The following is a 23,000-nucleotide window of genomic DNA, read 5'->3' as shown; positions in this document are numbered from 1 at the left end:
GGACGCGGGCGGCTTCCGTTTGAAGCCTGCGGCCCGCTGGGGGTTTGTGCCACTGCTCGGGTGGGGCGCCATGAACCGGCGCCATTTCCCGGCATGCCCACAACCCTACGGTGCAATCCTCGGCTGCCCCGGGAGGCGACCGCGATTTGCTCGCGCGCGGTGTCCGGCGCGCGGTACGCGCGAGGGGCGGCTCCCCGGTGGGGAGCCGCCCCAGGCAGCGGTCTTAGCGGGCGCCGCCGGCGGCACCGCGGCGGATGCCGAGACGGTCGACGAGCGTACGGAAGCGCTCGATGTCCTTCTTGGCCAGGTACTGCAGCAGCCGGCGGCGCTGGCCGACCAGGATCAGCAGGCCACGACGGCTGTGGTGGTCGTGCTTGTGGAACTTGAGGTGCTCGGTCAGGTCCGAGATGCGGCGGGAGAGCATGGCCACCTGGACCTCGGGGGAGCCGGTGTCGCCCTCCTTGGTCCCGTACTCGGCGATGATCTGCTTCTTGACGGCGGCGTCGAGGGCCACTGCGTCTCCTTCTGGGATTCCTACCGAGTGACTCTGGTCTACGGCACAGAGTCTGCTTGAACTCGGATCGAAGGCCAAGGGTACCAGCAGCCGCCCGACCGGCCGTTCCGCACCGTCCGGCCCGACCGGTTGTCCCCTCTGTACCCGAAACCCGGGGTGGCCCCCGCCCGGCGACCGAGGGTGACCGGTGGGCGGGGGCGCGACGGGCGTCGACCGTCCGCCTGTCGGGATTTTCGGGAACTTTTTCCGGGCCGTCGGCTGCGGTTATCGTCGCAGGCCGCGGAGGCGATTGGGGCGCTCTGACATGCCTGGGCCAGCCGTGGCCAGTGTGGCAGCTGACCTTTGATTCATGGGCGCAACATGCAGTTCACCTTTGATCCAAGCCTCGTTGGCCAAAGGTAACAAGTCGGACATCGAGCGCGACGGGCTTAGGTGATCTTCGCTTTGGATAGTCATGCGGTTCGACGCAACGGATTCCGAAGCAATTCCGCCATTGACGCGATCAATACGCCCCCCGCACCATGGGCCGGCCGGGAGCGAGCTGCACCACAGAGGCCGAACACCCCCCGCCGGAGGCGATACCGCTCCCCGCCCAGCACCGCACAGGACCGCGCCCCTCGCGCTGAGCCGATCGGACCCCCGCCATGACCGACACGCTTCGTCCGCCCTCCGCCACCACGCCGGTGACGGTCCGTACCACCGAAGCCCCGCGGACGCTCAAGCGTTCCCTCGGTGTGGTCGGCGGCACGCTGCTGACGCTCTCCTGCGTCACCCCGGCCTCCTCGCTCTTCGTCCTGGTGCCCTCGCTCTTCAACGCGCTGGGCACGGCCACCGCGCTGACCATCGGGATCGGCGCGGTCCTCTGCGTCGCGGTGGCCTTCTGCTACTCCGAGCTGGGCACCCTGATCCCCAGCGCCGGCGGCGAGTACGCGATGGTCGGCACGCTGGCCGGGCGGTTCGCCGGCTGGCTGGTCTTCATCCAGTCGCTGATCGTCGTGATGATCGTCCCGTCGGTGATCGCCATCGGCACGGCCGCCTACCTCGCGCCGATCGTGCACCTCAGCCCGGCGGTGGCCGGCGCCGGCGTGATGCTCGCCGCCACCGTGGCCGGCCTGCTCGACCTGCGCGCCAACGCCTGGATCACCGGCATCTTCCTGGTGCTGGAGGTGATCGCGGCCGGCGTGGTCTCGGTGCTCGGCTTCGCGCACAGCCAGCGCGGCGTCGGCAGCCTGTTCCACGGGGTGCTGGCCGACACCCACGGGGTGACCAGCCCGGTCGGCCTGGGCGCCATCTTCGCCGCGATGGGCACCGCGCTCTTCGTCACCCAGGGCTTCAGCACCGCGATCTACCTCTCCGAGGAGCTGGAGAACCCGCGCCGCAACGTCGCCCGGACCGTGCTGTGGACGCTCGGCCTGTCCGCCGTGGTGATCATGGTCCCGGTCATCGCGATCACCCTGGGCGCGCCCGACCTGGCCACCCTGACCGGCGGCGACATCTCCGGCATGGTGGCCGGCTGGAGCGACTCCGCACTCGGCACCTTCATCAGCCTCTGCATCGCGCTGGCGATCATCAACGCCGGCATCGTCATGGTGATCCAGAACTCCCGGGTGCTCTTCGCCTCCGGCCGCGACAAGGCCTGGCCGGCGCCGGTCAACAAGGCCTTCGGCACCCTGAACAAGTTCAACGCCCCCTGGGTCTCCACCCTCGCGGTCGGCGTGCCCGGCGCGGCGCTCTGCTTCGTTCCCGGCACCCTGCTCACCAACATCACCGGTGTCGCGGTCGCCGCGCTCTACCTGCTGGTCGCCGTCGCCGCGCTGTTCTCCCGCCGGGCGCAGCACAAGGACGTCCCGGCCTGGCGCCAGCCGCTCTGGCCGGTACTGCCGGCGCTGCTGATCCTGGTCCTCTGCTACGTGCTGACCCAGCTGGACACCACCGCGCTGATCTGGACCGGCGGGATCACCGCAGCGGCCAGCCTCTACTGGGTCTTCTTCCTGCGCCCGCGCGCGGAGAGCCACTGGGTGATCACCCTTCCGGAGGACGAGCGGATCTGACCGCCACTTGACCCCACCCGCCCCGGACGGCCCGGGCACCTCCCCCACGGTGCCCGGGCCGTCCGGCTGTCGGGCCGGGGGCCTCAGCCGCCCATCGCGCGGGCCCGTGCGTAGAGGTCGAGCACGCCGAGGCAGAGCGGCACCAGGGAGAGCAGCACCGCGGCGTCCACCAGCTCCAGCAGCCGGCCCCAGCGCGGGGTCAGGCCGCCCCCCGGGACGAGCACGCCGATCGTCAGCAGGACCGCCGCGAGCAGGGTGAGGGCGAGCGCCGGACCGAGCGCCCGGGCACCGGCCGGCGGGTACGTCGCCAGGCCGAGCGTGAGCAGGCAGAACGTGCCGAGGCCGGCCACCAGCAGCGCGACCACCTGCCCGGTGAGCCGGAACAGCCGGGCCCGCAGCAGCGCGGCCAGGCCCAGGGCCGGCGCGAGCAGCCGGGCGAACGCGGAGTCGGTGCCGCCCAGCACCCCGGCGGCCACCACGAGGACGGCCGCGCACCCGCCGACCAGGCCGAGCAGCAGCTCGTGCCCGCGCCGCGCCAGCGCCGCGATCCGCTCGGCGTCCGGCTGGTCGGGGCCACCGGGCCGATCAGGGCCACCATCGTCGGCGCTGCCCCTGCCGCCGTCGCCGCCGTCCAGCGGGTCGCGGAAGGCGATCGGCAGCCGGGCGAACCGCGCCGCGAGGCCGGGCAGGAACCCGATCAGGCCCACCGCCGCGACGCCCGCCACCGCGGCCGCCGCGCTCGGTGCGGCGCCGGTCAGGATCGTCGCGAAGGCGGCCACCACACCGGTGGCCGCCAGCAGCGCGGCCGCCACGAAGGGTGCGTCGCCCAGCGGCAGCAGCACGACCAGCAGCACCGAGGTGACCAGCAGCGCGGTGCACCCGGCGAGCAGCTGCGACCGGCCCGGTCCCGCCCCGGCATCGGGCGGGAGCAGCGCGGTGCCCGCGACCAGCGCGTGCGGCAGGGCACCGAGGCCGAGCGCGACCGCCGAGGGCCGGTCGTCGTACACCCGGGCCCTGGCCCCGGCGAGGGCGACCAGCAGGACGGCCAGCACCGCCGCGGTGGTCCCGGGCAGGCCGCGGGTCAGATGGCGAACCGGGTCGGCGGACCAGAGCAGCAGCGCGGCCAGCGTCAGCAGCAATACCCCGGAGGCCAGGCCGAAGAAGAGCAGCCGGCCGTCGTGCCAGTGCCGCGGGTCGCACCGGACGGCCGCGGCGACGGCCTCCGTGACGTCGTCGTAGATCGGTGCGGGCGGCGGGTGGCCGAACGGGCGCAGCAGCAGCAACTCGCCGTCCAGCACCCGCTGGGCGGCCAGGCTGCGCGAGGGGTCGAGCGCCGAGCCGTCCCGCCGGACGAGTCGGCGGCCGACCGGCTCGCCCTCGGCGGCCGGCTCGCCGCAGAGCCGCCACACCTCCGGGTACAGGTCGGCCAACGGGACGTCCTCCGGAAGGGCCAGATCGACCCGCCGCTCGGCCCCCGTGACGGTGAGCCGGCAGAAGCCGGCGGCGGTGGGCTGCACCAAGCGGACACCTCTCTCTGGTCTCTCTCCGGCCCCTCCCCAGGGGGTCGCCCCGTACCTTAGGCGCGCCGACCGGGTGTCCCGGCCCCACTACGATCGTCGCGGCCCGGGCCGGGAGGCGCCGGGCCGCCGTCAACCGTCGAGGATTGGTGCCGAGTTGAGCGTGGTCACCGTCAAGCGGCTGCCCAGGCTGTCACCCCCGGAGGTGCCGGGTGAGCCGGTCGTTCTGGTGACGCCGCCCGAACTCCCCCCGGAGCGGGACGGTGGGGGCGGGTGGACCGAGCTGCTGCCGCTGCTCGGCATGGGCTCCTCCGCCGCGTTCCTCTTCCTGCCCGGGGCCACCGGATTCATGAAGGTGATGGGTGGCCTGATGGCCGCCTCGACCGTGGCGATGGCGCTGGCCCAGCTCGTCCACGCCCGCCGCGGCGACTCCGGTGACCTGACGCGTGGCCGACGCGACCACCTGCGCCATCTGGGCCAGGCCCGCCGCGGGCTGCGCCGGACCGCCCGGCTGCAGCGGACCGCCGCGCTCTTCACCCACCCCGATCCCGGGCAGCTGTGGGCGCTGGCCGCCGACGGTCGGCGGGTCTGGGAACGCCGGCCGGGGGACCCGGACTTCGGCCAGATCCGGATCGGCACCGGCACCCAGCGGCTCGCCACGCCGATCACGCTGCCGCCGACCGCCCCGCTGGACCGGCTGGAGCCACTGACCGCGCAGGCCGTCCAGCGGCTGGTCGCCACCCACGGCACGCTCGACGCGATGCCGATGACCGTCGCGCTGCGCGGCTTCCGCCACCTCGCACTGGCCGGCGACCCGGAGACGGTCCACGGGGTGACCCGGTCCCTGCTCGCCCAGCTGGCCACCCTGCACTCGCCCGAGGACCTGGTGCTGGCGGTGGCCTGCGGGCCTGGTTCGGCGGCGGCGTGGGAGTGGACCAAGTGGCTGCCGCACGCACAGGACGTCGGCTCGGCCGACGGTGCGGGCAGCGGCCGGCTGATCCGGGGCGGCCTGGACGAGCTGGAGCCCCTGCTGGCGGACCGGTTGACCGGCCGACCGCGGTTCGACCCGGGCGGTCCGCCGGTCCTCGACCGGCCGCACCTGGTGGTGCTGCTGGACGGCGGCCGGGTGCCCGGTGACTCACCGCTGGTCGGCGGCGAGGGCCTGCAGGGCGTGACCGTCATCGAGCTGCTCCGCGGCAGGGCGCGCGGTGACCTGCGGCTCACGGCCGTGCCCGAGCGTCTCTCCGTGGAGCTCCCGGACGGCACGACGTACCGCGGCGGGCCGGACCGGATCAGCGGCGTCCAGGCCGAGGCGCTGGCCCGGCTGCTCGCACCGCTCCGGCCCGCTGGCACCGGTGGCGACGAACCGCCGCTCTCCGGGCTCGACTTCACCGATCTGCTGGAGCGACCGCGCGCCGCGCAGGAGCGGCTGCGGGTGCCGATCGGCGTCGGCGAGGGCGGCGAGCCGGTGCTGCTCGACCTCAAGGAGGCCGCGCAGGAGGGGATGGGACCGCACGGCCTGTGCGTCGGCGCGACCGGCTCCGGCAAGTCCGAGCTGTTGCGCACCCTGGTGCTCGGACTCGCGGCCACCCACTCCCCGGAGAGGCTGAACTTCGTCCTGGCCGACTTCAAGGGTGGTGCCACCTTCGCCGAGCTGGCCGAACTCCCCCACGTGGCAGCGCTGATCACCAACCTGGCCGAAGACCTCGCGCTGGTCGAGCGGATGGCCGAGGCCGTCTCCGGCGAGTTGACCCGCCGCCAGGAACTCCTGCGCGCGGCGGGCAACTTCGCCAACCTCACCGACTACGAACGGGCCCGGACGACCGGCGCGGCGCTCGCGGCGCTGCCCACGCTGCTCCTGGTGATCGACGAGTTCAGTGAACTGCTCACCGCCAGGCCGGAGTTCATCGACGTCTTCATCCAGATCGGCCGGATCGGGCGCTCGTTGGGGGTGCACCTGCTGCTCGCCTCGCAGCGCCTGGAGGAGAGCCGGCTGCACGGCCTGGAGGCCTACCTCTCCTACCGGATCGGGCTGCGGACCTTCTCGGCGGCCGAGTCGCGCACGGCGATCGGCGTGCCGGACGCCTACCACCTGCCGCCGGTCCCGGGCGTCGGCTACCTCAGGACCGGCACCGACGGGCTGGTCCGGTTCACCGCCGGATACGTCTCCGGGCCCCACCGACCGGGCGGTTCGGGCTCTCCGGCCGGCGGCGGGCGGCGTCCGGCGCTGTTCACCGCCGCGCCGGTGCCGCTGCCGGCGGTCGAGCCGCCCGTGGTGGGGGTGGGCGGCGAGACCGTACTGGAGGCGGTGGTGCGGCGCCTCGCGGGCCAGGGCCCGCCGGCGCACCGGGTCTGGCTGCCGCCGCTGGAGCGGTCCCCGTCCCTCGACGGGCTGCTGCCGCCGCTCGGCGCCACTCCCGAGCGCGGGCTCACCGCCCCCGGGCACCCCGCGCTCGGCCGGCTCACCGTGCCGGTCGGCCTGGTGGACCGGCCCGCCCAGCAGCGCCGTGACGTGTGGTCGCTGGACTTCTCCGGCGCGGCCGGCCACGCGCTGGTCGTCGGCGGACCGCGCTCGGGCAAGTCCACCCTGCTGCGAACCGTCATCGCCTCGTTCGGGCTCACCCACACGCCGGCCGAGACCCAGTTCTACTGCCTGGACTTCGGTGGCGGCGGCCTGCTCGCGCTCGACGACCTCCCGCACGTCGGCCAGGTCGCCACCCGGCTCGATCCGGAGCGGGTCCGCCGGACCGTCGCCGAGGTGCACGGCGTGCTGAACGCCCGGGAGGAGCTCTTCCGGGCCGAGCGGATCGACTCGGTGGAGACCTATCGCCGGCACCGGGCGGCCGGCCGGTTCCCGGAGCAGCCCTGGGGTGACGTCTTCCTGGTCATCGACGGCTGGGCCGCCTTCCGCGGCGAGAACGAGCCGCTCGACCCGGTGGTCCAGGACATCGCCGCCCGCGGCCTCAACTTCGGCGTGCACCTGGTGATCACCGCGGCCCGTCCCGGCGAGCTGCGGCCGGGCCTGCGCGACCAGCTGCTCGGCCGGGTCGAGCTGCGGCTGAGCGACCCGATGGACTCCGAGGTCGACCGCCGGCGGGCCGGAACCGTCCCGATCGGCCGGCCGGGCCGTGGCCTGACCCCCGACCGGCTGCACTGGCTGGCCGGACTGCCCCGACTGGACGGCTCGGCCGCCGTCGAGGACCTCGCGGACGGCACCGCGGCCCTGGTGACGGCGGTGCGCGACGCCTGGCCGGGCGCGCCGGCGCCCCGGGTGCGGCTGCTGCCCGAGCTGCTGGACGCCGACCAACTGCCCGGGGGCGGCGAGCAGCCGCGCTCCGGGGTCGCCTTCGGCATCGACGAGGACGCGCTGGCGCCGGTCTTCGTCGACTTCGAGACCGACCCGCTGTTCCTGGTCTACGGCGGCGCGGAGTCGGGCAAGAGCGCGCTGCTGCGGCTGCTGACGCACCAGATCGCCGAGCGCTACCCGCCGGAGCGGGCGCTGCTGGTGGTCGCCGACTACCGGCGGGCGCACCTCGGGCGGTTGCCGGAACGCCACCTGCACCAGTACTGCACCGCGCAGCCGCAGCTGCGGGAGGTGTTGACCTCGCTGGCCGGTTCGATGGGCCGCCGGCTGCCCGGACCGGACGTCACCCCCGAGCAGCTGGAGGAGCGCAGCTGGTACCACCAGCCGGACGCCTTCGTCGTCGTCGACGACTACGACCTGGTGGCGGTCGCCGGTGGCAACCCGCTGCAACCGCTGCTGGAGTACCTCCCGTTCGCCCGCGACCTCGGGCTGCGGGTGATCGTCGCGCGGAACTCGGCCGGCGCCGGGCGCGCCTCGTTCGAGCCGGTGACCACGCGGATGCGGGAGTTGGGCGCGCAGGGCGTACTGCTCTCCGGGGACGCCGCCGAGGGCCCGCTGCTCGGCGGCGTCAGGCCGCGGGCACTGCCGCCGGGGCGCGGAGTCTTCGTCGGGCGAAGGGGCGCGCCGCGCGTGGTCCAGACTGGGTGGCACGCAATCCGGTGAGGATGTTCCAGATGGTGAGGGGGTCGGGTCAGTGGTCGAGGTGACCAGGGGTCATGGTTGTCTGTCGGCCGGCACGCCCCCGCCGACCGCCGGCACCACCCAGCACCACCTATCTGCCGCCGACTGCCGTCCGCAGCGGCCCGCAGCGTGAGGACTCGACTGACATGAGCAACTACCAGCAGCACCTGGGGCCCGGTGGGCAGCCGTACGCGCAACAGCAGCAGCCGCAGGCCTGGGCGCAGCAGGCACCACCGGCACCACGGCAGCCCGCTCCGGCGCCGCCGGCCGGGCGCAGGCTGTTCGGGCCGGTCAACTGGCGGGTGGTCAGGATCTCCATCCCGATCATCGTGGTGGTCGAGGGCCTGATCACGGCGCTCGCCTGGCCCGCCATCAGCAGGCAGGCCCAGCCCACCGTGTCCATGCACAAGCTGGTCGAGCCGCCGGCCGTCACGCTCAACGGCCTGCCGCTGAAGCTGGTGCCGCTCACCAGCGACGACCGGCCCGGAACGGACGCGGAGACCAACCAGACCGGGCACAACAAGCAGGACCTCGGGCTGACCCGGCTGGACAGCCTCACCTACAGCCCGGACGGGCGGATGGGCTCGGCACCCGGCTACCAGGTCTTCTCCGCCTACGGGGACATCAAGGACCCGGCCGCGCGGATGAAGCTGGCGATCGCCAACATCAGGGTGGTCGGCGCGCAGCAGCTCGGACCGATGCTGCAGTTCCCCGCGAAGGGCAACAACTCCGGTGACGTCGCGATCGAGTGCACGGGCATGGAGGTCAACGGCGCCATGGGCACCGAGGGCTGGTGCACCTGGTCGAACCGGAGCACCATCGGCACGGTCACGCTGATCAGCCAGACCCCCGGCGGGCCCTCGGCCGCCGAACTGGGCAGGCTCGCCGACGCCACCGCGCAGCTGCGCGACCAGATGTACGCGCCGAGCTGACGGGCGGTCGCTCCGGGGTCCGGTCAGCCGAACGGGCTCTCCGGGCGCGGCACGGTGTACGGCCGCGCCCGGACGGGATCGGCGGGATCGGCGGGGTCGGCGGCGCGCCGGTACGACCGCGCCAGCAGGTCCACCGCGGACCGCCAGCCCGGACCCGCGGGCTCGGCGGCCGGCCCGGTGACCGCCCGCAGCGGGACCGCGACCGCGCTCTCGACCCCCTTCGCGACCAGGCGGTTGGCCAGCCAGTCGCGCTTCGGCACGTCGGCGCGCAGCAACCGCCCGACCCGGCCGGCCCGGCGGATCTCCGCCGCCACCCGGCGTGCCTCGTTGCCCTTCCGGAGCCGGTCGGCGACCCGCTCGGCCCGCCGCAGCTCCCGGGCCGCGCGCTCCAGACGCCGCAGCGTCAGGCCCAGTTGGACCGAGACCCGCTCCACCCGGGCCACCCAGCCGGCGATCTGGGCCGCCGACAGCACCGGCTCCAGCAGCACGGCCAGGCCCGCGCTGGCGACGTCGACCAGCGCCATCGCCGCGAGTTCGGCGATCAGCCACTCGACCGCCTCCCGGACCAGCCCGACCGCCACCTCCTCGGCCTGCCGGCACTCCCGCGCGGCCTGCGCCAGGATCCCGGCGGTCCGCGCCGCGTCCTCGGCCGTCGCGTCGATCGCCGCGACGACTTCGCCCAGGTACCCGCCGAAGGCGTCCGAGGCCATCCCCTCCCACTGGGCGGCGACGGTGAGCGCGCCGGTGCGCAGCGCCCCGGCGACCTCCGCCAGGGTGACGGCCTGCCGGTGCCACTCCTCGGCCGCCGCCCGGACCTCGGCGGACCGTCCGGTCACCGACTCCAGCAGGGCCGGCAGGCCGGTGGCCCGCAGTGCGGTCCGGACCAGCCGGTCGAGCCCGTGGTCCGGCGGGGCTGGGGCCGGCTCCGGCGGGTCGGGCAGCGCGGGGAGGGGCTGCGGGTCGCCGTCCCGGGCCCACCGGTAGGCGTCGTCCGTCGGGCGTCCCACTACCCGTCGCCGCTGAGACCGGCGGCCGCGTCGTCCTCGGCCTGGCGGTAGGCCCGGGCGTTGTCGCGGAGCCCCCGGGCCGTGCGGGCGAGGGCCTCCAGCAGGGCCTGGCGGTCGCGCTGCCCGGCCCGGTCGTGCCGCGCGCACGTGTCGTGCAGCACGGCGGAGTCCGGCAGCCGGCCGAAGGCGTCGGGTGGGAGCCGGACGTCCGCCAGGGCGGCCCCGGCGGCGCTCAGCCGCTCGTGCTCGGCTTCGACGATCGCGGCGAACTCCTCCAACGCCTGGAGGTGGACGGCGTATCTGACCATTCCTCGGCCTTCTGTGCGGTGCGCTCACGCCTCGTTCGGGGCGGCGCGTTCGTCGGGATCCTTCGTGGGAACCGGGGCCGGGGTCGGGGCCGGAACCACCGCCGGGGCCGGGAGCACCACCGGGTAGCGCCGGCGCCGCCCCGCGTCGCTGGACACCGCGATCAGCGCGGAGACCACGCTGATCAGCGAGAAGAGAACCAGCAGGCTGCTGTCGGGGACGATCGCGGCCAGTGCGCCGGGCTCCGCGGGGCCCACCCGCCCCTCCGGGTCCTCCAGGACCGTGAGGGTCTCCCCCGCGTGACGGTCACGGCAGTTGGTGGTCGGGCCGCCCGGCACCGGGCTCCCGTCCAGGTGCGTGACCCTGCAGGTGTAGTAACTGTCCTGCGGGTCACGGTAGTTCTTGTGGAAAACCGCGTCCTGCACGGTCACCACCTGGACCTGGCGGCCGTGCAGCGCCAGCAGTGCCAGGTCCGCCGCGTGGCTGCCCGTCGCGGCACCGATCAGGCAGCCGGTCATCACCATCACCGTGCCGCCGATCCGGTTGGCCGGCAGGGCGTCCCGCTGCAGCAGGAACACCAGGCCCGCGAAGGCGATCCAGAGCACCACCCGCGGGACGATCCCCAGATACGGCATCAGGAAGGTCAGGCCGGTCGCGCCGATCGGCACCAGCACGATGATCATCAGTGCCCGGCGCAGGGCGAGTAACTTCCGCCGGCGCGGCCCGGCCGGGGCGGGTCGCGCCGCTGCGGTACTCAACTCCGGTTCAGTACTCAACGCCGGTCCCCTCATCCGAATACGCTACGCACATCATCGCGTACCGTCACCGCTCCGGTCGCCGTAGTCACGGATGACGGCTCCCCGTCCCGTGGTTCCGTCGCCGACACACTGGCCAGGACGTGCGAGAACACCCCGAGGTAGTCGCTCCAGCTGTCCGCGTCCCGGGTGGTCAGGGTCAGGATCGCGGCCCGGTCGTGCGTGAGCAGCGGCAGGCCGGCCCGCAGCTGGTAGACCTGCTCGACCTGGGGATGCCCGACCCCGAACACCGCTGCCGGCACCAGGACCTCACGACGGGAGGCGAGCAGCGCGACCGGCCCGTACGGCACCTCCAGCACGCCCGCCTCCAGCTCGGCCCCCTCCTCGCCGGCCCACTGCCGCGCGGTGCTCCGGGCGAACCGCCGCCGGTCGCGGCAGCGCGCCCCGACGAGCTGGACCGCGAGCAGGGCGGTGGTGAGCCCACCGCCGTCCGTCCGGAACAGACAGCCGGCCAGGTAGGCCGTTCCCGCGGCGAGCAGTCGCCGGGCAGCGGCCTCGCTGCTCCGCAGCAGGCTCAGCTTCTGCTGGGGGGTGGCGTGCGGGAAGAGCGGCGCGAGGGCGTCCGCGAAGGTCGGCAGGCGGTTCTCGAGGGCCCCGGTCAGCGGGATCTCCAGGAAGCCGGCGGGCAGCGTGAACCAGAACGCCGATGGCGGGTGCGGGAGTTGCTCAGTGCTGGTGCGCATGGCTCGCGTACCACTTGCCGAGGCCCACGGTGCTGCCGATCGCCGCGCCGGCGCCGGCGATCGCGGCGACCCTGTTCCGCTCCGCCGACATCGGCACGCCGGTGACGACGTTGCCGCCACCGGTGGCGTAGACCGAGGCGTCGGTGGCGGTCGGGTCGCCGCCCTCCTCGTCCTCCGCGTAGGCCGCCCAGGCGGTCGGCGCGGCGAACGCGACACCGGTCCCCGCCTGCGCCACGTCACCGGTCAGCTGCACTGCGTCCGGCGACGCGCCGAGCCGGCTCGCCAACGCCTCCGGCAGCCTGGTGACGAGCGGGTTGGTCGGATCGTCGGCCTTGGTCCAGCCGGCGAACTCCCGGACTCCGACGGTCACTCCGGACCGGAGACCGGCGACCGTACCCTCCTCCGCCACGGTTGCCGCCCGAGCCGCCCGAGCCGCCGTGAACCCCTTGGCCGCCGGGCCGATCCCCGGGATCGCCCCCAACAGGTCACCGCCGAGCGTCAGATAGTCGCCGATATGCCGTCCCGGCGGCCACAGCCGGCCGGTGGTGGCGTACTGGGTGGTGTGCACTCCCAGCGCCAGCAGGCTGAGTCCGACGGTCAGCACCGCGAACGCCGGACAGAAGACCGCGATCGCCCCGCTGATCCCGGCCGCCACACTGAGCCAGTCCGAGTGCGACTCCACCCACCCCCAGGCCTGGTCGAGCCAGTCCGGCTCTGGCGGCGCCTTGCTGTCGGCGGCCTCGCGGATCAGGTCCGCTCGGGCGTCGGCGACGCGCTGGTGCTCGTCCTGGAGGCGGTCGGCGGCGGCGAGGAGGGCGTCGAGCGAGGTCGTCGCCGTGTCGAGCCGGGTCTGCGCGTCGCTCAGCACGGCGACCGCCCGGTCGTAGCGGCGTTGCGCGGCGGCGAGCGCGTCGGGACCGGGGTAGGTGCGGGCACGATCCACGAGCCTTAGGTCGGGGTCGGCGGCGGCCCGCTGGTGGGACGCTCGGGCGTCGGCCAACTCGGCCCGGGCGCTGGCCGCCTGGCGCTCCAGGTCGGCCGCCTTGGCGTGGTTGTCGTTGAGCTCCGTCCACCAGGCGCTGAGGGCGTCGCGCGCCTTGCGCACCGAGTCGCCGGCCTGCTGGAGGTAGCCGGGCAGCTCGCCGAGCTTGGCGGCGAAGGCCTCGGCGGCCGAGCCGGTCCACTCGCCGTCGTTCCTACCGATGGTGGCGAGGGTGTCGTGCACCGAGACCAGGTGATCGGCCACCTTGCCCAGGCCGGCGGCCAGGGCCTGCACACTCGCGGGATCCCCCGGTGCCGGATCGAACCCGAGGCCGGGCCAGGGCGTCGCCGCGGTGTTCGAGGACGCGGTGTTCGAGGACGCGGTGTTCGAGGACGCGGTGCTCAAGGGCTCGTCTCCTTGCCGATCGAGGCGGCCACCTCGGTTTCGGTCTGCTGGTAGTTCCGCCTGACCGCGGCCAGGCCACCGTCGAGCGCCTGCACACAGTCCCGGAGCCGGCCGAGGCCGTGCTGCCACCTGCCCCTGAAGTGCTCGCAGGCCTGGTCGATCGACTCGGTGCCCGTGCGATGGCCATCGGCGGGGCCGAGGCCGCCCAGCGCGGTCGCCAGGTCGTCGGCGCTGGATCTGAGGCCTGCGACGAGCTTGTCCAGCTCGGCGAGGTCGACGCTGAAGTCGGTGCTCACGATGGCTCCTCGGAAGATCGGGAGGATCGGGAAGATCGGCGGACTTCCCTGCGCCGCCGGATCACCACGTACGCCGCGCCGAGCAAGCCGCCCAGCGCGAGGGTCGTCGCGCCGGCGGTGAATGCGGTGCCGGGCCTTCCCGGACTCGCGGTGGGGGCGGGGGTGGCGGCGGGCTGCGGAAGCGGGCCGGCCGCCGGCCCGGGATCGATGTCCATGGTCAGCGCGGAGTACGGGCGGACGAACCCGTACCCCAGCCGCGGATCGGGGAGCGCGAGATGCGCGCCCTGAACGGAGGGGGGCAGGCCCGCGCTCCTGATCAGACGGTTCACGACCTGACCGGCCGTGAGATGGGGAAACCTGGCCCGCACGAGCGCGGCGGCCGCGGAGACGTAGGCGGTCGCATCGGAGGTGCCATCGGCTTGGCTGTACGCCCCGTGGGGCGCGGTGGAGACGATCCCCACGGCGGGCGCGAGGAGGGTGAGGTAACGGCTGGAGTTGGACTCACGCCAAAGCTCGCCGTTCTGGTCGACCCCGCCAACGGAGACTACGCCGGGGAAGGTGGGGAGGCCGATGTCGTTCTCGGTGGCGGTCTGGCCGATGCCGACAACGACGATGACGTCCTTGTCGTGGGCATACTGCAGGGCGTCCCGCTCGGGCTGGCCGAGGACGTTGAGCAGGGCTGAGATGTTGATGACCTTGGCACCATGATCCACTGCGTAGCGGATGCCACGGGCAAGGGGATTTCCGGAGCCGTAAGTCGAGCCACCATCGCTCAGCTTTACCGGGAGAATCTTGGCACCCGGGGCCAATCCTTTGACCCCTTGACTGCCATCAGGACCATGACCCTTGGCGGCAATTAGCCCCGAGATACGGGTGCCATGGCCAAAGTTGTCTGCGGCATTTGCAAGATCCCCTCCTCGAATCATGCTAATACCCGATAAGGTCTGCCCAACCAAGTCAGGATGGCCACTATCCACTCCACTATCGAGCACTCCGACGGCGACTCCCGTACCAGTTGAGACTTTCCAAACTGCGTCCACATTAAAAGCAGAGAGGGCCCACTGCTTGCTGCGATAGTAGTCTTCCGCAACCGCCGAATTAGACGCCAGGCACACCGAGGCCACCATCAATGGCGCACAAGAAACACCCGCAGCCCGCCACCAGAAACACCCCTTGAGGCGGATCCGCGACAATTTAGAGCAGCGCCAAACCTCACAAACTACTTGATAACCGGGGGAATAATTTCCCGCTTCGGCAGCCATGTCTCCCGATCCTCAACTAAGTAGCTCGGACAATTCTCCCCACTCACTCTTCGATTCTTGCACCGCCCTCCACCAGGCATGCCACCCACTATTCCATTGCCCTCAATCCCATACCCCTCGCTCTGGCCGCCTTGTAGACCAGGATCAGCGGCGGAATCACGGATCATAGGGTCGTGATCCACAGGTGCACTTGTTGCCCTGCCAATACCGGGGAGGCCCACCGAACGACCTTTCACAATTGCGAAACGAGGATCACCCCTCATGCCTTCTTCGCCTCGAAAGATGACTCCGGAAGATTCTTCTGGCCAGCCGTTGACCGTAGCTTCTTCAGCTCTATCCAGACCGCTTTCGATGAACTTATCTTCCGAAACTTCACTCGGGCCATAGATACCCTCGGAGCTGTCGGTGAGGTAGCCATCCGATTCCCTCGCAGCACTGCTATCCTCTGAGATTCCAGGACTGGCAGCCCCAAGGAGAGAAGCAGGTCCTCCGCCAGGAATAGCAACTGAGCTGCTTTTTTCTGGGACAGTTCCCAACCCCAATCCAAGGTCACCACTGAGCCCCGCGCCATTACCTTTGCTGGCAGACGAAACTAGCATTGACCCATAAAATCCATGGTCGCTCCTGCTGGGTTGCAACGGATTTCTCTCGCCAGCCGATCCCCGTGGCTCTCCCGACACGGCCCGCCTGCCCCCAAAACGGGAAATATAATTCCCCACACCACGCGAAGGGAATGCTACTTCAGGAGGTGAGAAAAATGCAGGGGCTGGAGGGATCGTCGTAGCGCTGTTGTCCACATATGACAGCGATCCCAGCACCCCCTGCCACCCCTTATAACTACTCGCCAACCCCTCCAACACCACCGCCGCCCTCAACTCCTGCTGCCTCCCCAGTGACAGCGTGCCCCGGTTCAGTTCCAGGGCCGTTGCCGTGTCGATTTCCGGGTTGGCCAGGTCCTTCGTCAACTGGCGGTCGTCGTACCTCGTCGTCATCGCGTGCATCACGTTCGCGGCCTCGCTCGGTGTGCGGATCGCGGCGATTGCACCCTGCGCCTGGCGGAGGGAGTCGGCTGCGCCTTTCAGGGCCTTGCTCGTGTTGGCGATGTAGCCCGCGCCGTTGGTGAGTTGGGTGGCGATCGAGGCTGCTTCTGTCGCGAAGGCGTCGGCGGCGGGGCCGGTCCAGGTGGTCAGGGTCCGGGAGACGGCGGAGTTGAGCTGATCGCTGATGCCGCCGGGGCCGATCAAGGCGTCGTGGACGTTGTCCCAGTGGCCGGCGATGGTTTCCACCTGGCCGGGGTCGGCGTTCTCGATCAGGGCCTTGAGTTGGTCGAGGCGGAGGTTGGTGAAGCAGCTGTCCGGTTTCGGGGCCCCGTTCGCCGGCTTCGCTCGGGCTTCGCGGAGGAGTTTCGCGCGGTGTTTCTGGGCCTTCGCCGCTGCGCGGTCGTCGGCACTGGCGTTGATGGCCCTGCTGTCCCAGGCACCGTCGGGCATTTTCGAACTCCCCTACTGCATCAGGTGCTTGGCTGCCGCGTCGCTGTCCTGGTAACTGCCGTGCACGATCCCGGTCTTGGTGCGGTAGCCGTCGATGAGGCTGGTGAGGTGGGTGACGATCGCGCCGATCGACTCCTTCGCCGTGTCATGGGCGAGGCGCAGGCCGGCCGCCTCCTGGAAGCGGTCTTCGCGGGCGCCGAGGCAGCCGGCCGGGATCGTCGTCTTGTACTTGGCGTCCACGGCGGTGCCGTCCAGCTGGTCGAGCATGGTGTTCAGCCGGCGCCGGACCTCCTCCAGCGCGCTCAGGTCCACGGTGAAGCGGTCCACGGTGCTCATGGTGCGGTTCCTCTTTCTCGGCGGCGGTCGCGGCGGTCACGGTGACCTCGGCGGCCTCGCAGGTCGCGTTGGACGGTCGCGACCCCGGCGATCAGAACGGTGGCCAGGAACCCGACGGCCACCACGCACGTCGCGTCCCGGATGCGGCGCCGGGACGCCGGGTCCTCGGTTGAGACGGCGACGGGGGTGACGCCGCCCGCGGGGGCGGGCGGGTCGGGGTCGGGAGTCGGGGCCTCGATCGGGCCGGCGGTGTCCCTGGTGAGGGCGGCCAGCGGGTCGACCACGCCCCAGCCCACGGAGTCGTTGCGGCCGCGGTCGGTGCGTTGCGCCGTCTGCTCGATCTGCGCCACGACCTCCCGGGCCGTCCAGCTCGGGTGCTTGGCCCGGATCAGGGCGGCCACGCCGGCCGCGTAGGGGGCGGCGAAGCTGGTGCCCTGGTCGGTGCAGTGCCCGCCGGCCGGGACCGTGGAGACGATGTCCACGCCGGGCGCCGCGACCCCGACGAAGCCACCCCGCTGCGAGAAGGGCGCGCGTTCGTTGTCGCGATCGGCGGCGGCCACGGCCAGCACACCGGGGTAGGCGGCCGGGTAACTGACCTTGGCCTGCCCGGTGGCGCCGTCGTTGCCGGCGGCGGCGACGATCACCACGTCCGCCGCCAGGGCGTTGCCGACGGCCCGGCGCAGGGGCGGCGGATCCTGGTCGAGCGCGGTCTCCTGGCTGATGTTGACGACTTTCGCGCCCTCGGCCACCACCCGGTCGATCGCGGTGACCAGCCCCTCGACCGGGCCGTTGCCGTGCCCGTCGTTCTGCCGGACGGCGATGAGACCGGCCTCCGGAGCGAGTCCGACGAAGCCGGTGCCGGCCAGCGGGCGGGCCGCGATGATGCCGGCCACCTTCGTGCCGTGGCCGTAGTCGTCCCTGGTGCCGTTGCCGGCCGGGTCGAGCACGTCGAAGCCGTCGCCGGTGGAAACGGCCGGGGCGAGCTGCGGGTTCACCACGTCCACTCCGCTGTCGATGACCGCGACCTTGACGCCCCGGCCGGTGGACTGCTCGCGCAGTTCGGCGAGCGGGATGCGCTGGAGCGCCCACGGGGTACCGGGGATCGACTTGGCCGGGAAGGCGCAGTCGCCGCCGTCGGCCGCGGTGGCACCCGGGCCGACGGCGAGCAGCGCACCGGTCAGGAGTGGGCCCACGGCGAGCGGCCACCACCGCATCACGGCCGGTCAGTCCTGGTGCCACACGCTCGTGTTGGCGCGTTCGGTGGCGGAGTAGTTCTGCGCGGCCGCGTCGAGCTTGCCGGCGATCTGCTCCAGGGTGACCCGCAGGGCCGCCGCCTTCCGGTCCCACTCGGCCTGCCTGGCCCGGTAGGCGGTCTGCGCGGATCCCTCCCAGCTCTGCGCGACGCGGCTGACGCCCGCGGCCAGCTCGTCCAGCTGGCCCTGGATGTTGCCCGCGGTGGTGCGGATGTCCTGGGCCGCCTGGGAGATGGTCTGCGAGTTGACGAGAATGGGTGCTCCGGACACGGTCCGAACTCCTTACCTCAGACGCCAGATGGCTCGCCGAAGACGGCTCGCCGAGTGGATCGGTTCAGCCGAACACGCTGCCCTGCGATGCGAGGCCGGCCAGGTCGGCGCGCTGCTCCTCGTCGCTGCGCGCGTAGTTGGTCGTAGTGACGTCGATCGCGTCCTTGATGCCACGCAGGATGTCGTTCAGCCGGGTGGCGTCCTGGTTCACCTCCGCCTGCAGCGCCTGGTACGCGCCGGCGGCGGCGCCGCGCCAGCCCGAGGTGATGGTGTCGACGACCACCTGCAGGCGGGCGATCTCGGCCTGCACCTGCCCGTTGACCGCGTCGATGCGGGCGGAGAAGGCGCGCATCTCGGCTTCGGTGGTGGTGAACTGCTCTGCCATGCGGGACCCCTCGCGCTGGACGCGGCGAACGAACTCCGGGAACACGTCCGGTCGTTCGGCCGTCACCTTAGCCAACACGGCGGGTGACGATCAACACGGTTCGTAGTGGAAAGTCGGCGCTGCGTAGTCACGGCTGGCGCGCCCGGCGGGCCGTGGCGGTGTCGAGCACGGGTCCCCTGGGCAGCAGGTCGGACCACGGCCGGGGGACGGCGGTCGGCTCGATCCGGTCGTAGCCGAGCCTGGTCCTGGCCTGGTCGCCCGGTGGTCCGCCACCCGCCAGCGCGTAGCGCAGACCGGTGTCGGTCAGCAGGTAGGCCGGCCCTGAGCGGGCCTCCGACTCCTCCGGCTCCCCGCCCGCCGGGCCGCTCAGCTCGCGGTACAGCAGCCCCGTCCCGGGCGAGACGTAGACGCTCGACGTCGCCGCGAGCGCGGCCACCGGGAACCCGGCACCCGCCCAGGCGCCGAGCACCGGGCGGCCCGGTCCGTCCGTCCGGCCCTGGTGCAGCACGGCGCAGACGGTCGGCTGTCCCGTGGTCCCGTCGAGCCCGGCCGAACGACCGTTGACCACCGTCGGGACCGACCCCGGCCAACCCCGGTCGGCGTCGAAGGCGGTGTTGTCCGGGGCCACCGACGCCGCCGCGACCGGGATGGCGGCCACCCGCCCCTCGGGATAGCGGCCGACCGCCTGCGGACCGTTCAGCAGCAGATGGGCGGTCAGGTCCGAGACCGGGGCGATCCGGTCCGTGAGCACCACGTACTTGTGGGTGGCCGTGCCCGAAGCGGCCTCGACGACCGTCCCGACCCGGTTGCTCCGCGCGTCCAGCCCGGGCGCGGTGGAGGTCAGGCCGACCCCCGGCACGGTCGGGATGTCCAGCGGGGTGCCCCGACCGAGCACCGCCAGCCACTGCGCGCCGACCGGCTGCGGGCGAACGCCCTGGCCGAAGAGCAGTCGGGCCAGCAGCGAGCGCTCGGCGTCGGTGGCGCCGCCGAGCGGGAACGCGGTGCCCGCGGCGTCGACCAGGTAGCGCCGGCCGTCCGGCCCCTCGACGTACAGCGCCGCGCTGCCGCTCAGCGTGCCGGCGGCGGTCAGCGCCTGCCCCGCCTGGCGCGGTGAGAGCACGAACACCTCCTGCCGGGCGGCCAGGCCCGCGCCGGCGCTGGTGGGCTGCGCGCAGACCGCCCACACCTTCGGTTCGGCGGCGACCGGGGGTTCGGGCAACCGGTCCGGCGCGTACGGGATGCCGATGGCCGGCCCGTGCGGGAGGGTCGGGCCGTCCAGGACCCGTTCGTCGACCTTGAGCACCCGGAACCTGGCCGGGTCCAGCAGCAGGCGGGCCGAGGCGAGGTTCAGCACCGGACGCAGCTCGCGGACGCCGTCGGTCTCCAGGACCACGTACCGGGTGGTGGACCGGCTGCCCACCAGGACGTTGCCGCCGACGGTGGCCCAGCCGGGCGGGGCTCCGGGCCGGAAGATGCCCCAGGCGCCGAACGCGGCGAGCAGCAGCACACCTGCCAGCACGCTCGGCAGCAGCGCACCGAGCGCGCTCGGCGGCGGGGCCTCGGTGGCGGTGAGCGCGGGTTGCAGGAAGGCCGCGACGGTGCGCCGGCGGGCGAAGGCGTAGGCGCTCAGCTGATCCTTTCGGGTGACCACGGCCACTCCCTCCCGTCCTCGTCGTCCGCCTCGCCGTCCGCCTCGCCGTCGGCCGCTCCGGCCGTCGCGACAGGCGGTTCTCCGGCTGCCGCAACGGCGTGCCGACACCGCGCCGACACCGCGCCGACCGGACGCCGTCGGCCGGTTCGGGCGCCTACTATGCCGAAGCCGCCCACCGCGACCAGGCCGGAACGTGCGCAGGGTGCCGGGCTGCCACCGCAAGGGAGGGATCCGGGGGATGCCCGACGCCACCAGGCTGCGTCACCGTCCGATCAGCACGGGCCACGAGCCGCGACCTCGCGCGGCCCGTCCGCCGGGATCACCCGGACGAGCGACCCCGCCGGTGCCGCTGATCGCCCGCACTCCGGGGCAACGGGTGCGGCAGCTGGTGCTGTCGGAGGTCGCGGTCGGGGCGGTGGCCGCCGTCCGGGTGTGGGCCCCGCGCGCGTTGGTGCCCGCCGTCGTGCTGGCGGTGCTGGTGCTGGCCGGACTGCTGCCCGAACCGGAGCGGCGGCCGTTCGGACAGCTCCGGGCCCTGCGCCGACGCCGGCGCGTGGCCGATCGACGGGGCGAAACCGCCGACGCCACGGGGATGTCCGCCGCCCTGCTGGAGTGCGATCCGGCGCTGCGCACGCTGACCCACCGGGGCCGGGACGGCCGCGCGGTCGGCTTGGTCGGCGACGGCACCTTCCTGACCGCCGTGCTCGCGGTGCGCCCGGCCTGCTCGCCGCTGCGCACCGCCCGCGAGCAGCCCTCGCTCGATCTGGCGCTGCTGCATGGCGCGTTGCGCACCGCGGGGGTCCGGCTGGAGTCGGTCCAGCTGCTGCAGTACGTCCAGCCGGGCCCCGCACCGCGACTGGCTTCGGAGCAGCCGGGGTTGGCGCCCCCTGCGGTACGGCTGAGCTGGCTCTGCCTCAAGCTCGCCCCCGAACTCTGCCCGGAGGCCGTACTCGCCCGCGGCGGAGGACAGTTGGGCGCGCGACGCTGCGTCGTACTGGCCGCCGACCAACTGGCCCGGGCGGTGCGGCAGTCCGGCTTCGAGGCCGCGCTGCTCGACGAGACCGGGCTGCTCACTGCGCTCGGGACCGCACTGTGCGTGCACACACACTCCGAACTGCGTGTGGGCACACACACTGAACCATGTGCGGGTACACACACTGAACTGTGCGCATGCCGACACGGGGAGCCGTGTGCATGCACACACACCCAACCGCGTGCGTGCACACGCATCGAACCACATGCGTCCACGCACACCCAATCGCATGCGTGCACACACACCGCCGACCGACACCAGCGCAGCACGGAGACCGCCACCCACTGGCAGCGCGGCGACCGGTGGCACTCGGTGTTCTGGCTCGGCCGATGGCCCGAGCTCACCCCGGGTGCGCTGCCGGAGCTGACCCGGCGGCTGACGGCACTGCCGGCACTCGCCACCGTGCTCAGCATCACCGTCTGCGACGGCCCGTACGGCACCGCCGAGTTGACCGGCAACCTGCGACTGGTGACCCAAAGCGTCGACGAACTCGACCTTCTGAGCGACGAGTTGAGCGCGGCGGCAACCAACTCCGGCGCGCTGCTGGTCCGGCTGGACCGCGAGCAGCTGCCCGGCGTGCTGGCCACCCTGCCGTTGGGCGGTACCCGCTGATGGCCACGGCACGCCCGGCCGGCCCGACCGGCGTCCCGCCCGCACCCGGCCGTGGCCTGCTCGGCCCGCGCCGGCCGCGGCACCGGGTCGACCTCGGTGCCGCTTCGGCGACGCTGCCGCTCGGCGATGACGGGCTGCCGCTGGGCGTCGACCCCGCCGGGGAGCCGGTGCGCTGTGGGCTGTTCCGGGACGGCCCGTTGGACCTGGTCGTGGTGGGTGGCCGGTGGCTCACCCAGGTCCTCACCCTGCGGGCGGTCGCGCTCGGCGCCCGGGTGGTGGTGGAGACCGGCCGTCCGCGGGACTGGCACGGGCTCGACCAGGCGACCGTCGGCGTCCAGGGCGTCGGCCGGCCCGGCGAGCAGGACGCGAGCGCGGCCCGGCCGGTGCTGGTGGTCCTGGACCGCGGCGCCCGACCGGGCCGCCATCGGCCGACCGCGCTCCCCTGGCAGACCACGCTCACCCTGCTCCCGTTTCTCGCGCCGGACGCGGAGCACCTGCCGGCCACGGCCGACCTGGTCGCCCTGCAACGGCTCTCGCCGGCCGAGGCGGCGGCCGCCGGCTGCGCGCTGGGCCTGCCGGCGGCGGACGTCCAGGCGCTCCCCCGGCTCGGGGAGGACCAGGCGCTCTGGGACGCCGGCGGGCACCGGTGCCTGGTGCGGACCGTCGTGACCGCCGCAGAGCGGCAATCCCTCGGTCCGGCCCGCAGGCTTGACTGACCGTCCGCACTCGCGGCCGGTCGGGACGGCGTGAACGGCCGGGCCGGGGGCGGAAGACGGTCCGGGCTGTGAGCCGCCGACGGCATAGGTTCTAGTCTGGTGCCCACGACACTGCGGGACAGCGGCGGCGAACACGAGGGAGTCCAGGGTGAGCAGCGATCGGGACGGCGTCTACGTCGGCGGCAACCCGCCGGAAGAGGACGACTGGTCGGACGCCCCCGACTACACGCCCCCCTCCTGGTACACCCAGGGCGAGCCCGCCCGGGTCAACACCCCGCCGCAGGACGCCGCACCCGTGGCGCCCGTGGCCGAGCCCGCCACCGAGCCGGCGCCCAAGCCCCAGCCCGAGCCCGAGCCGGCGGAGGCCGTCGCGCCGCCCCGGCTGCCGAACCAGGCCCGGACCGAGGCCGAGCCCCGGGAGCAGGAGCAGGCCGAGCCC

Annotated in this window: 20 protein-coding genes; 5 read left to right on the top strand and 15 right to left on the bottom strand. The window is 73.2% G+C overall.

What is annotated here, in order from left to right:
* Nucleotides 1-223: 223 nt before the first annotated feature.
* Nucleotides 224-514: a 30S ribosomal protein S15 gene (gene rpsO / locus ACZ38L_RS27255; RefSeq protein WP_396568200.1), complete on the bottom strand. Its 291-nt coding sequence runs from the start codon at nucleotides 512-514 to the stop codon at nucleotides 224-226.
* Between the two features lie 644 nt (nucleotides 515-1,158).
* On the opposite strand from rpsO, the gene ACZ38L_RS27250 reads away from it, so the two are divergent.
* Nucleotides 1,159-2,565 (top strand): APC family permease, encoded by a 1,407-nt coding sequence (locus ACZ38L_RS27250; RefSeq protein ID WP_465698087.1) that lies wholly within the window; start codon nucleotides 1,159-1,161, stop codon nucleotides 2,563-2,565.
* Nucleotides 2,566-2,648: 83 nt separating this feature from the next.
* On the opposite strand, the gene eccD is transcribed toward ACZ38L_RS27250, so the two are convergent.
* Nucleotides 2,649-4,085 carry a type VII secretion integral membrane protein EccD gene (gene eccD, locus ACZ38L_RS27245; RefSeq protein ID WP_465698085.1) on the bottom strand — a complete coding sequence of 479 codons (1,437 nt, stop codon included), beginning with the start codon at nucleotides 4,083-4,085 and terminating at the stop codon, nucleotides 2,649-2,651.
* Between the two features lie 154 nt (nucleotides 4,086-4,239).
* On the opposite strand from eccD, the gene eccCb reads away from it, so the two are divergent.
* Nucleotides 4,240-8,109, top strand: a complete 3,870-nt coding sequence (gene eccCb, locus ACZ38L_RS27240; protein ID WP_465698083.1) for a type VII secretion protein EccCb — start codon at nucleotides 4,240-4,242, stop codon at nucleotides 8,107-8,109.
* A gap of 164 nt (nucleotides 8,110-8,273) precedes the next feature.
* Nucleotides 8,274-9,059, top strand: a complete 786-nt coding sequence (locus ACZ38L_RS27235; RefSeq protein WP_465698081.1) for a hypothetical protein — start codon at nucleotides 8,274-8,276, stop codon at nucleotides 9,057-9,059.
* A 23-nt stretch (nucleotides 9,060-9,082) separates the two neighbouring features.
* Here ACZ38L_RS27235 and ACZ38L_RS27230 read toward each other — a convergent pair whose 3' ends face one another.
* The 13 genes from ACZ38L_RS27230 to eccB form a co-directional block, all read right to left on the bottom strand.
* A complete protein-coding gene (locus ACZ38L_RS27230) occupies nucleotides 9,083-10,066 on the bottom strand; it encodes a WXG100 family type VII secretion target (protein ID WP_465698079.1) in 984 nt (327 codons plus the stop codon).
* Nucleotides 10,066-10,374 carry a hypothetical protein gene (locus tag ACZ38L_RS27225; protein WP_465698077.1) on the bottom strand — a complete coding sequence of 103 codons (309 nt, stop codon included), beginning with the start codon at nucleotides 10,372-10,374 and terminating at the stop codon, nucleotides 10,066-10,068. Before ACZ38L_RS27225 ends, ACZ38L_RS27230 begins: the two co-directional genes overlap by 1 nt.
* Before the next feature lie 24 nt (nucleotides 10,375-10,398).
* Nucleotides 10,399-11,148, bottom strand: a complete 750-nt coding sequence (locus ACZ38L_RS27220) for a hypothetical protein (RefSeq protein WP_465698075.1) — start codon at nucleotides 11,146-11,148, stop codon at nucleotides 10,399-10,401.
* 11 nt (nucleotides 11,149-11,159) lie between these two features.
* The gene (locus ACZ38L_RS27215) at nucleotides 11,160-11,870 is read right to left on the bottom strand and encodes a hypothetical protein (RefSeq protein ID WP_465698073.1); all 711 of its coding nucleotides are present in this window, start codon (nucleotides 11,868-11,870) and stop codon (nucleotides 11,160-11,162) included.
* Complete coding sequence (locus tag ACZ38L_RS27210) at nucleotides 11,854-13,257, bottom strand: WXG100 family type VII secretion target (RefSeq protein WP_465698071.1); 1,404 nt, start codon at nucleotides 13,255-13,257, stop codon at nucleotides 11,854-11,856. Before ACZ38L_RS27210 ends, ACZ38L_RS27215 begins: the two co-directional genes overlap by 17 nt.
* Entirely contained in the window at nucleotides 13,254-13,553 is a 300-nt protein-coding gene (locus tag ACZ38L_RS27205) for a hypothetical protein (RefSeq protein ID WP_465698069.1), read from the bottom strand. Before ACZ38L_RS27205 ends, ACZ38L_RS27210 begins: the two co-directional genes overlap by 4 nt.
* On the bottom strand, nucleotides 13,550-14,680 hold the full coding sequence (locus tag ACZ38L_RS27200; protein ID WP_465698105.1) for a S8 family serine peptidase: 1,131 nt from the start codon (nucleotides 14,678-14,680) through the stop codon (nucleotides 13,550-13,552). The genes ACZ38L_RS27205 and ACZ38L_RS27200 overlap by 4 nt, the downstream gene beginning before the upstream one ends.
* A gap of 92 nt (nucleotides 14,681-14,772) precedes the next feature.
* The gene (locus ACZ38L_RS27195) at nucleotides 14,773-16,305 is read right to left on the bottom strand and encodes a WXG100 family type VII secretion target (protein ID WP_465698067.1); all 1,533 of its coding nucleotides are present in this window, start codon (nucleotides 16,303-16,305) and stop codon (nucleotides 14,773-14,775) included.
* A gap of 12 nt (nucleotides 16,306-16,317) precedes the next feature.
* Nucleotides 16,318-16,641: a hypothetical protein gene (locus ACZ38L_RS27190; protein ID WP_465698065.1), complete on the bottom strand. Its 324-nt coding sequence runs from the start codon at nucleotides 16,639-16,641 to the stop codon at nucleotides 16,318-16,320.
* Nucleotides 16,638-17,834 (bottom strand): type VII secretion-associated serine protease mycosin, encoded by a 1,197-nt coding sequence (gene mycP / locus ACZ38L_RS27185; RefSeq protein ID WP_465698063.1) that lies wholly within the window; start codon nucleotides 17,832-17,834, stop codon nucleotides 16,638-16,640. The genes ACZ38L_RS27190 and mycP overlap by 4 nt, the downstream gene beginning before the upstream one ends.
* A 30-nt stretch (nucleotides 17,835-17,864) precedes the next feature.
* Nucleotides 17,865-18,164, bottom strand: coding sequence for a WXG100 family type VII secretion target (locus ACZ38L_RS27180; RefSeq protein WP_465698061.1), 300 nt, complete (start codon nucleotides 18,162-18,164; stop codon nucleotides 17,865-17,867).
* A gap of 64 nt (nucleotides 18,165-18,228) precedes the next feature.
* Nucleotides 18,229-18,549: a WXG100 family type VII secretion target gene (locus ACZ38L_RS27175; protein WP_465698059.1), complete on the bottom strand. Its 321-nt coding sequence runs from the start codon at nucleotides 18,547-18,549 to the stop codon at nucleotides 18,229-18,231.
* Nucleotides 18,550-18,676: 127 nt separating this feature from the next.
* Entirely contained in the window at nucleotides 18,677-20,200 is a 1,524-nt protein-coding gene (gene eccB, locus ACZ38L_RS27170) for a type VII secretion protein EccB (protein WP_465698057.1), read from the bottom strand.
* Between the two features lie 343 nt (nucleotides 20,201-20,543).
* Here eccB and eccE point away from each other — a divergent pair, with 343 nt between their 5' ends.
* Together eccE and ACZ38L_RS27160 are read left to right on the top strand one after the other, a co-directional pair.
* Entirely contained in the window at nucleotides 20,544-21,845 is a 1,302-nt protein-coding gene (eccE, locus tag ACZ38L_RS27165; RefSeq protein WP_465698055.1) for a type VII secretion protein EccE, read from the top strand.
* Nucleotides 21,845-22,561 (top strand): hypothetical protein, encoded by a 717-nt coding sequence (locus ACZ38L_RS27160; RefSeq protein WP_465698053.1) that lies wholly within the window; start codon nucleotides 21,845-21,847, stop codon nucleotides 22,559-22,561. Before eccE ends, ACZ38L_RS27160 begins: the two co-directional genes overlap by 1 nt.
* Nucleotides 22,562-23,000 lie beyond the last annotated feature (439 nt).

The organism is Kitasatospora sp. NPDC024654 (genome assembly GCF_055559155.1).
This window is presented reverse-complemented; position numbering and strand designations above follow the sequence as displayed.

What these genes read in the sequence shown, in the direction of transcription:
- ACZ38L_RS27250 (WP_465698087.1), top strand. Translation starts at nt 1,159, where the DNA reads ATGACCGACACGCTTCGTCCGCCCTCCGCCACCACGCCGGTGACGGTC.
- ACZ38L_RS27235 (WP_465698081.1), top strand. Translation starts at nt 8,274, where the DNA reads ATGAGCAACTACCAGCAGCACCTGGGGCCCGGTGGGCAGCCGTACGCG.
- ACZ38L_RS27225 (WP_465698077.1), bottom strand. Translation starts at nt 10,374, where the DNA reads ATGGTCAGATACGCCGTCCACCTCCAGGCGTTGGAGGAGTTCGCCGCG.
- ACZ38L_RS27215 (WP_465698073.1), bottom strand. Translation starts at nt 11,870, where the DNA reads ATGCGCACCAGCACTGAGCAACTCCCGCACCCGCCATCGGCGTTCTGG.
- ACZ38L_RS27200 (WP_465698105.1), bottom strand. Translation starts at nt 14,680, where the DNA reads ATGGTGGCCTCGGTGTGCCTGGCGTCTAATTCGGCGGTTGCGGAAGAC.
- ACZ38L_RS27195 (WP_465698067.1), bottom strand. Translation starts at nt 16,305, where the DNA reads ATGCCCGACGGTGCCTGGGACAGCAGGGCCATCAACGCCAGTGCCGAC.
- ACZ38L_RS27190 (WP_465698065.1), bottom strand. Translation starts at nt 16,641, where the DNA reads ATGAGCACCGTGGACCGCTTCACCGTGGACCTGAGCGCGCTGGAGGAG.
- ACZ38L_RS27175 (WP_465698059.1), bottom strand. Translation starts at nt 18,549, where the DNA reads ATGGCAGAGCAGTTCACCACCACCGAAGCCGAGATGCGCGCCTTCTCC.
- ACZ38L_RS27160 (WP_465698053.1), top strand. Translation starts at nt 21,845, where the DNA reads ATGGCCACGGCACGCCCGGCCGGCCCGACCGGCGTCCCGCCCGCACCC.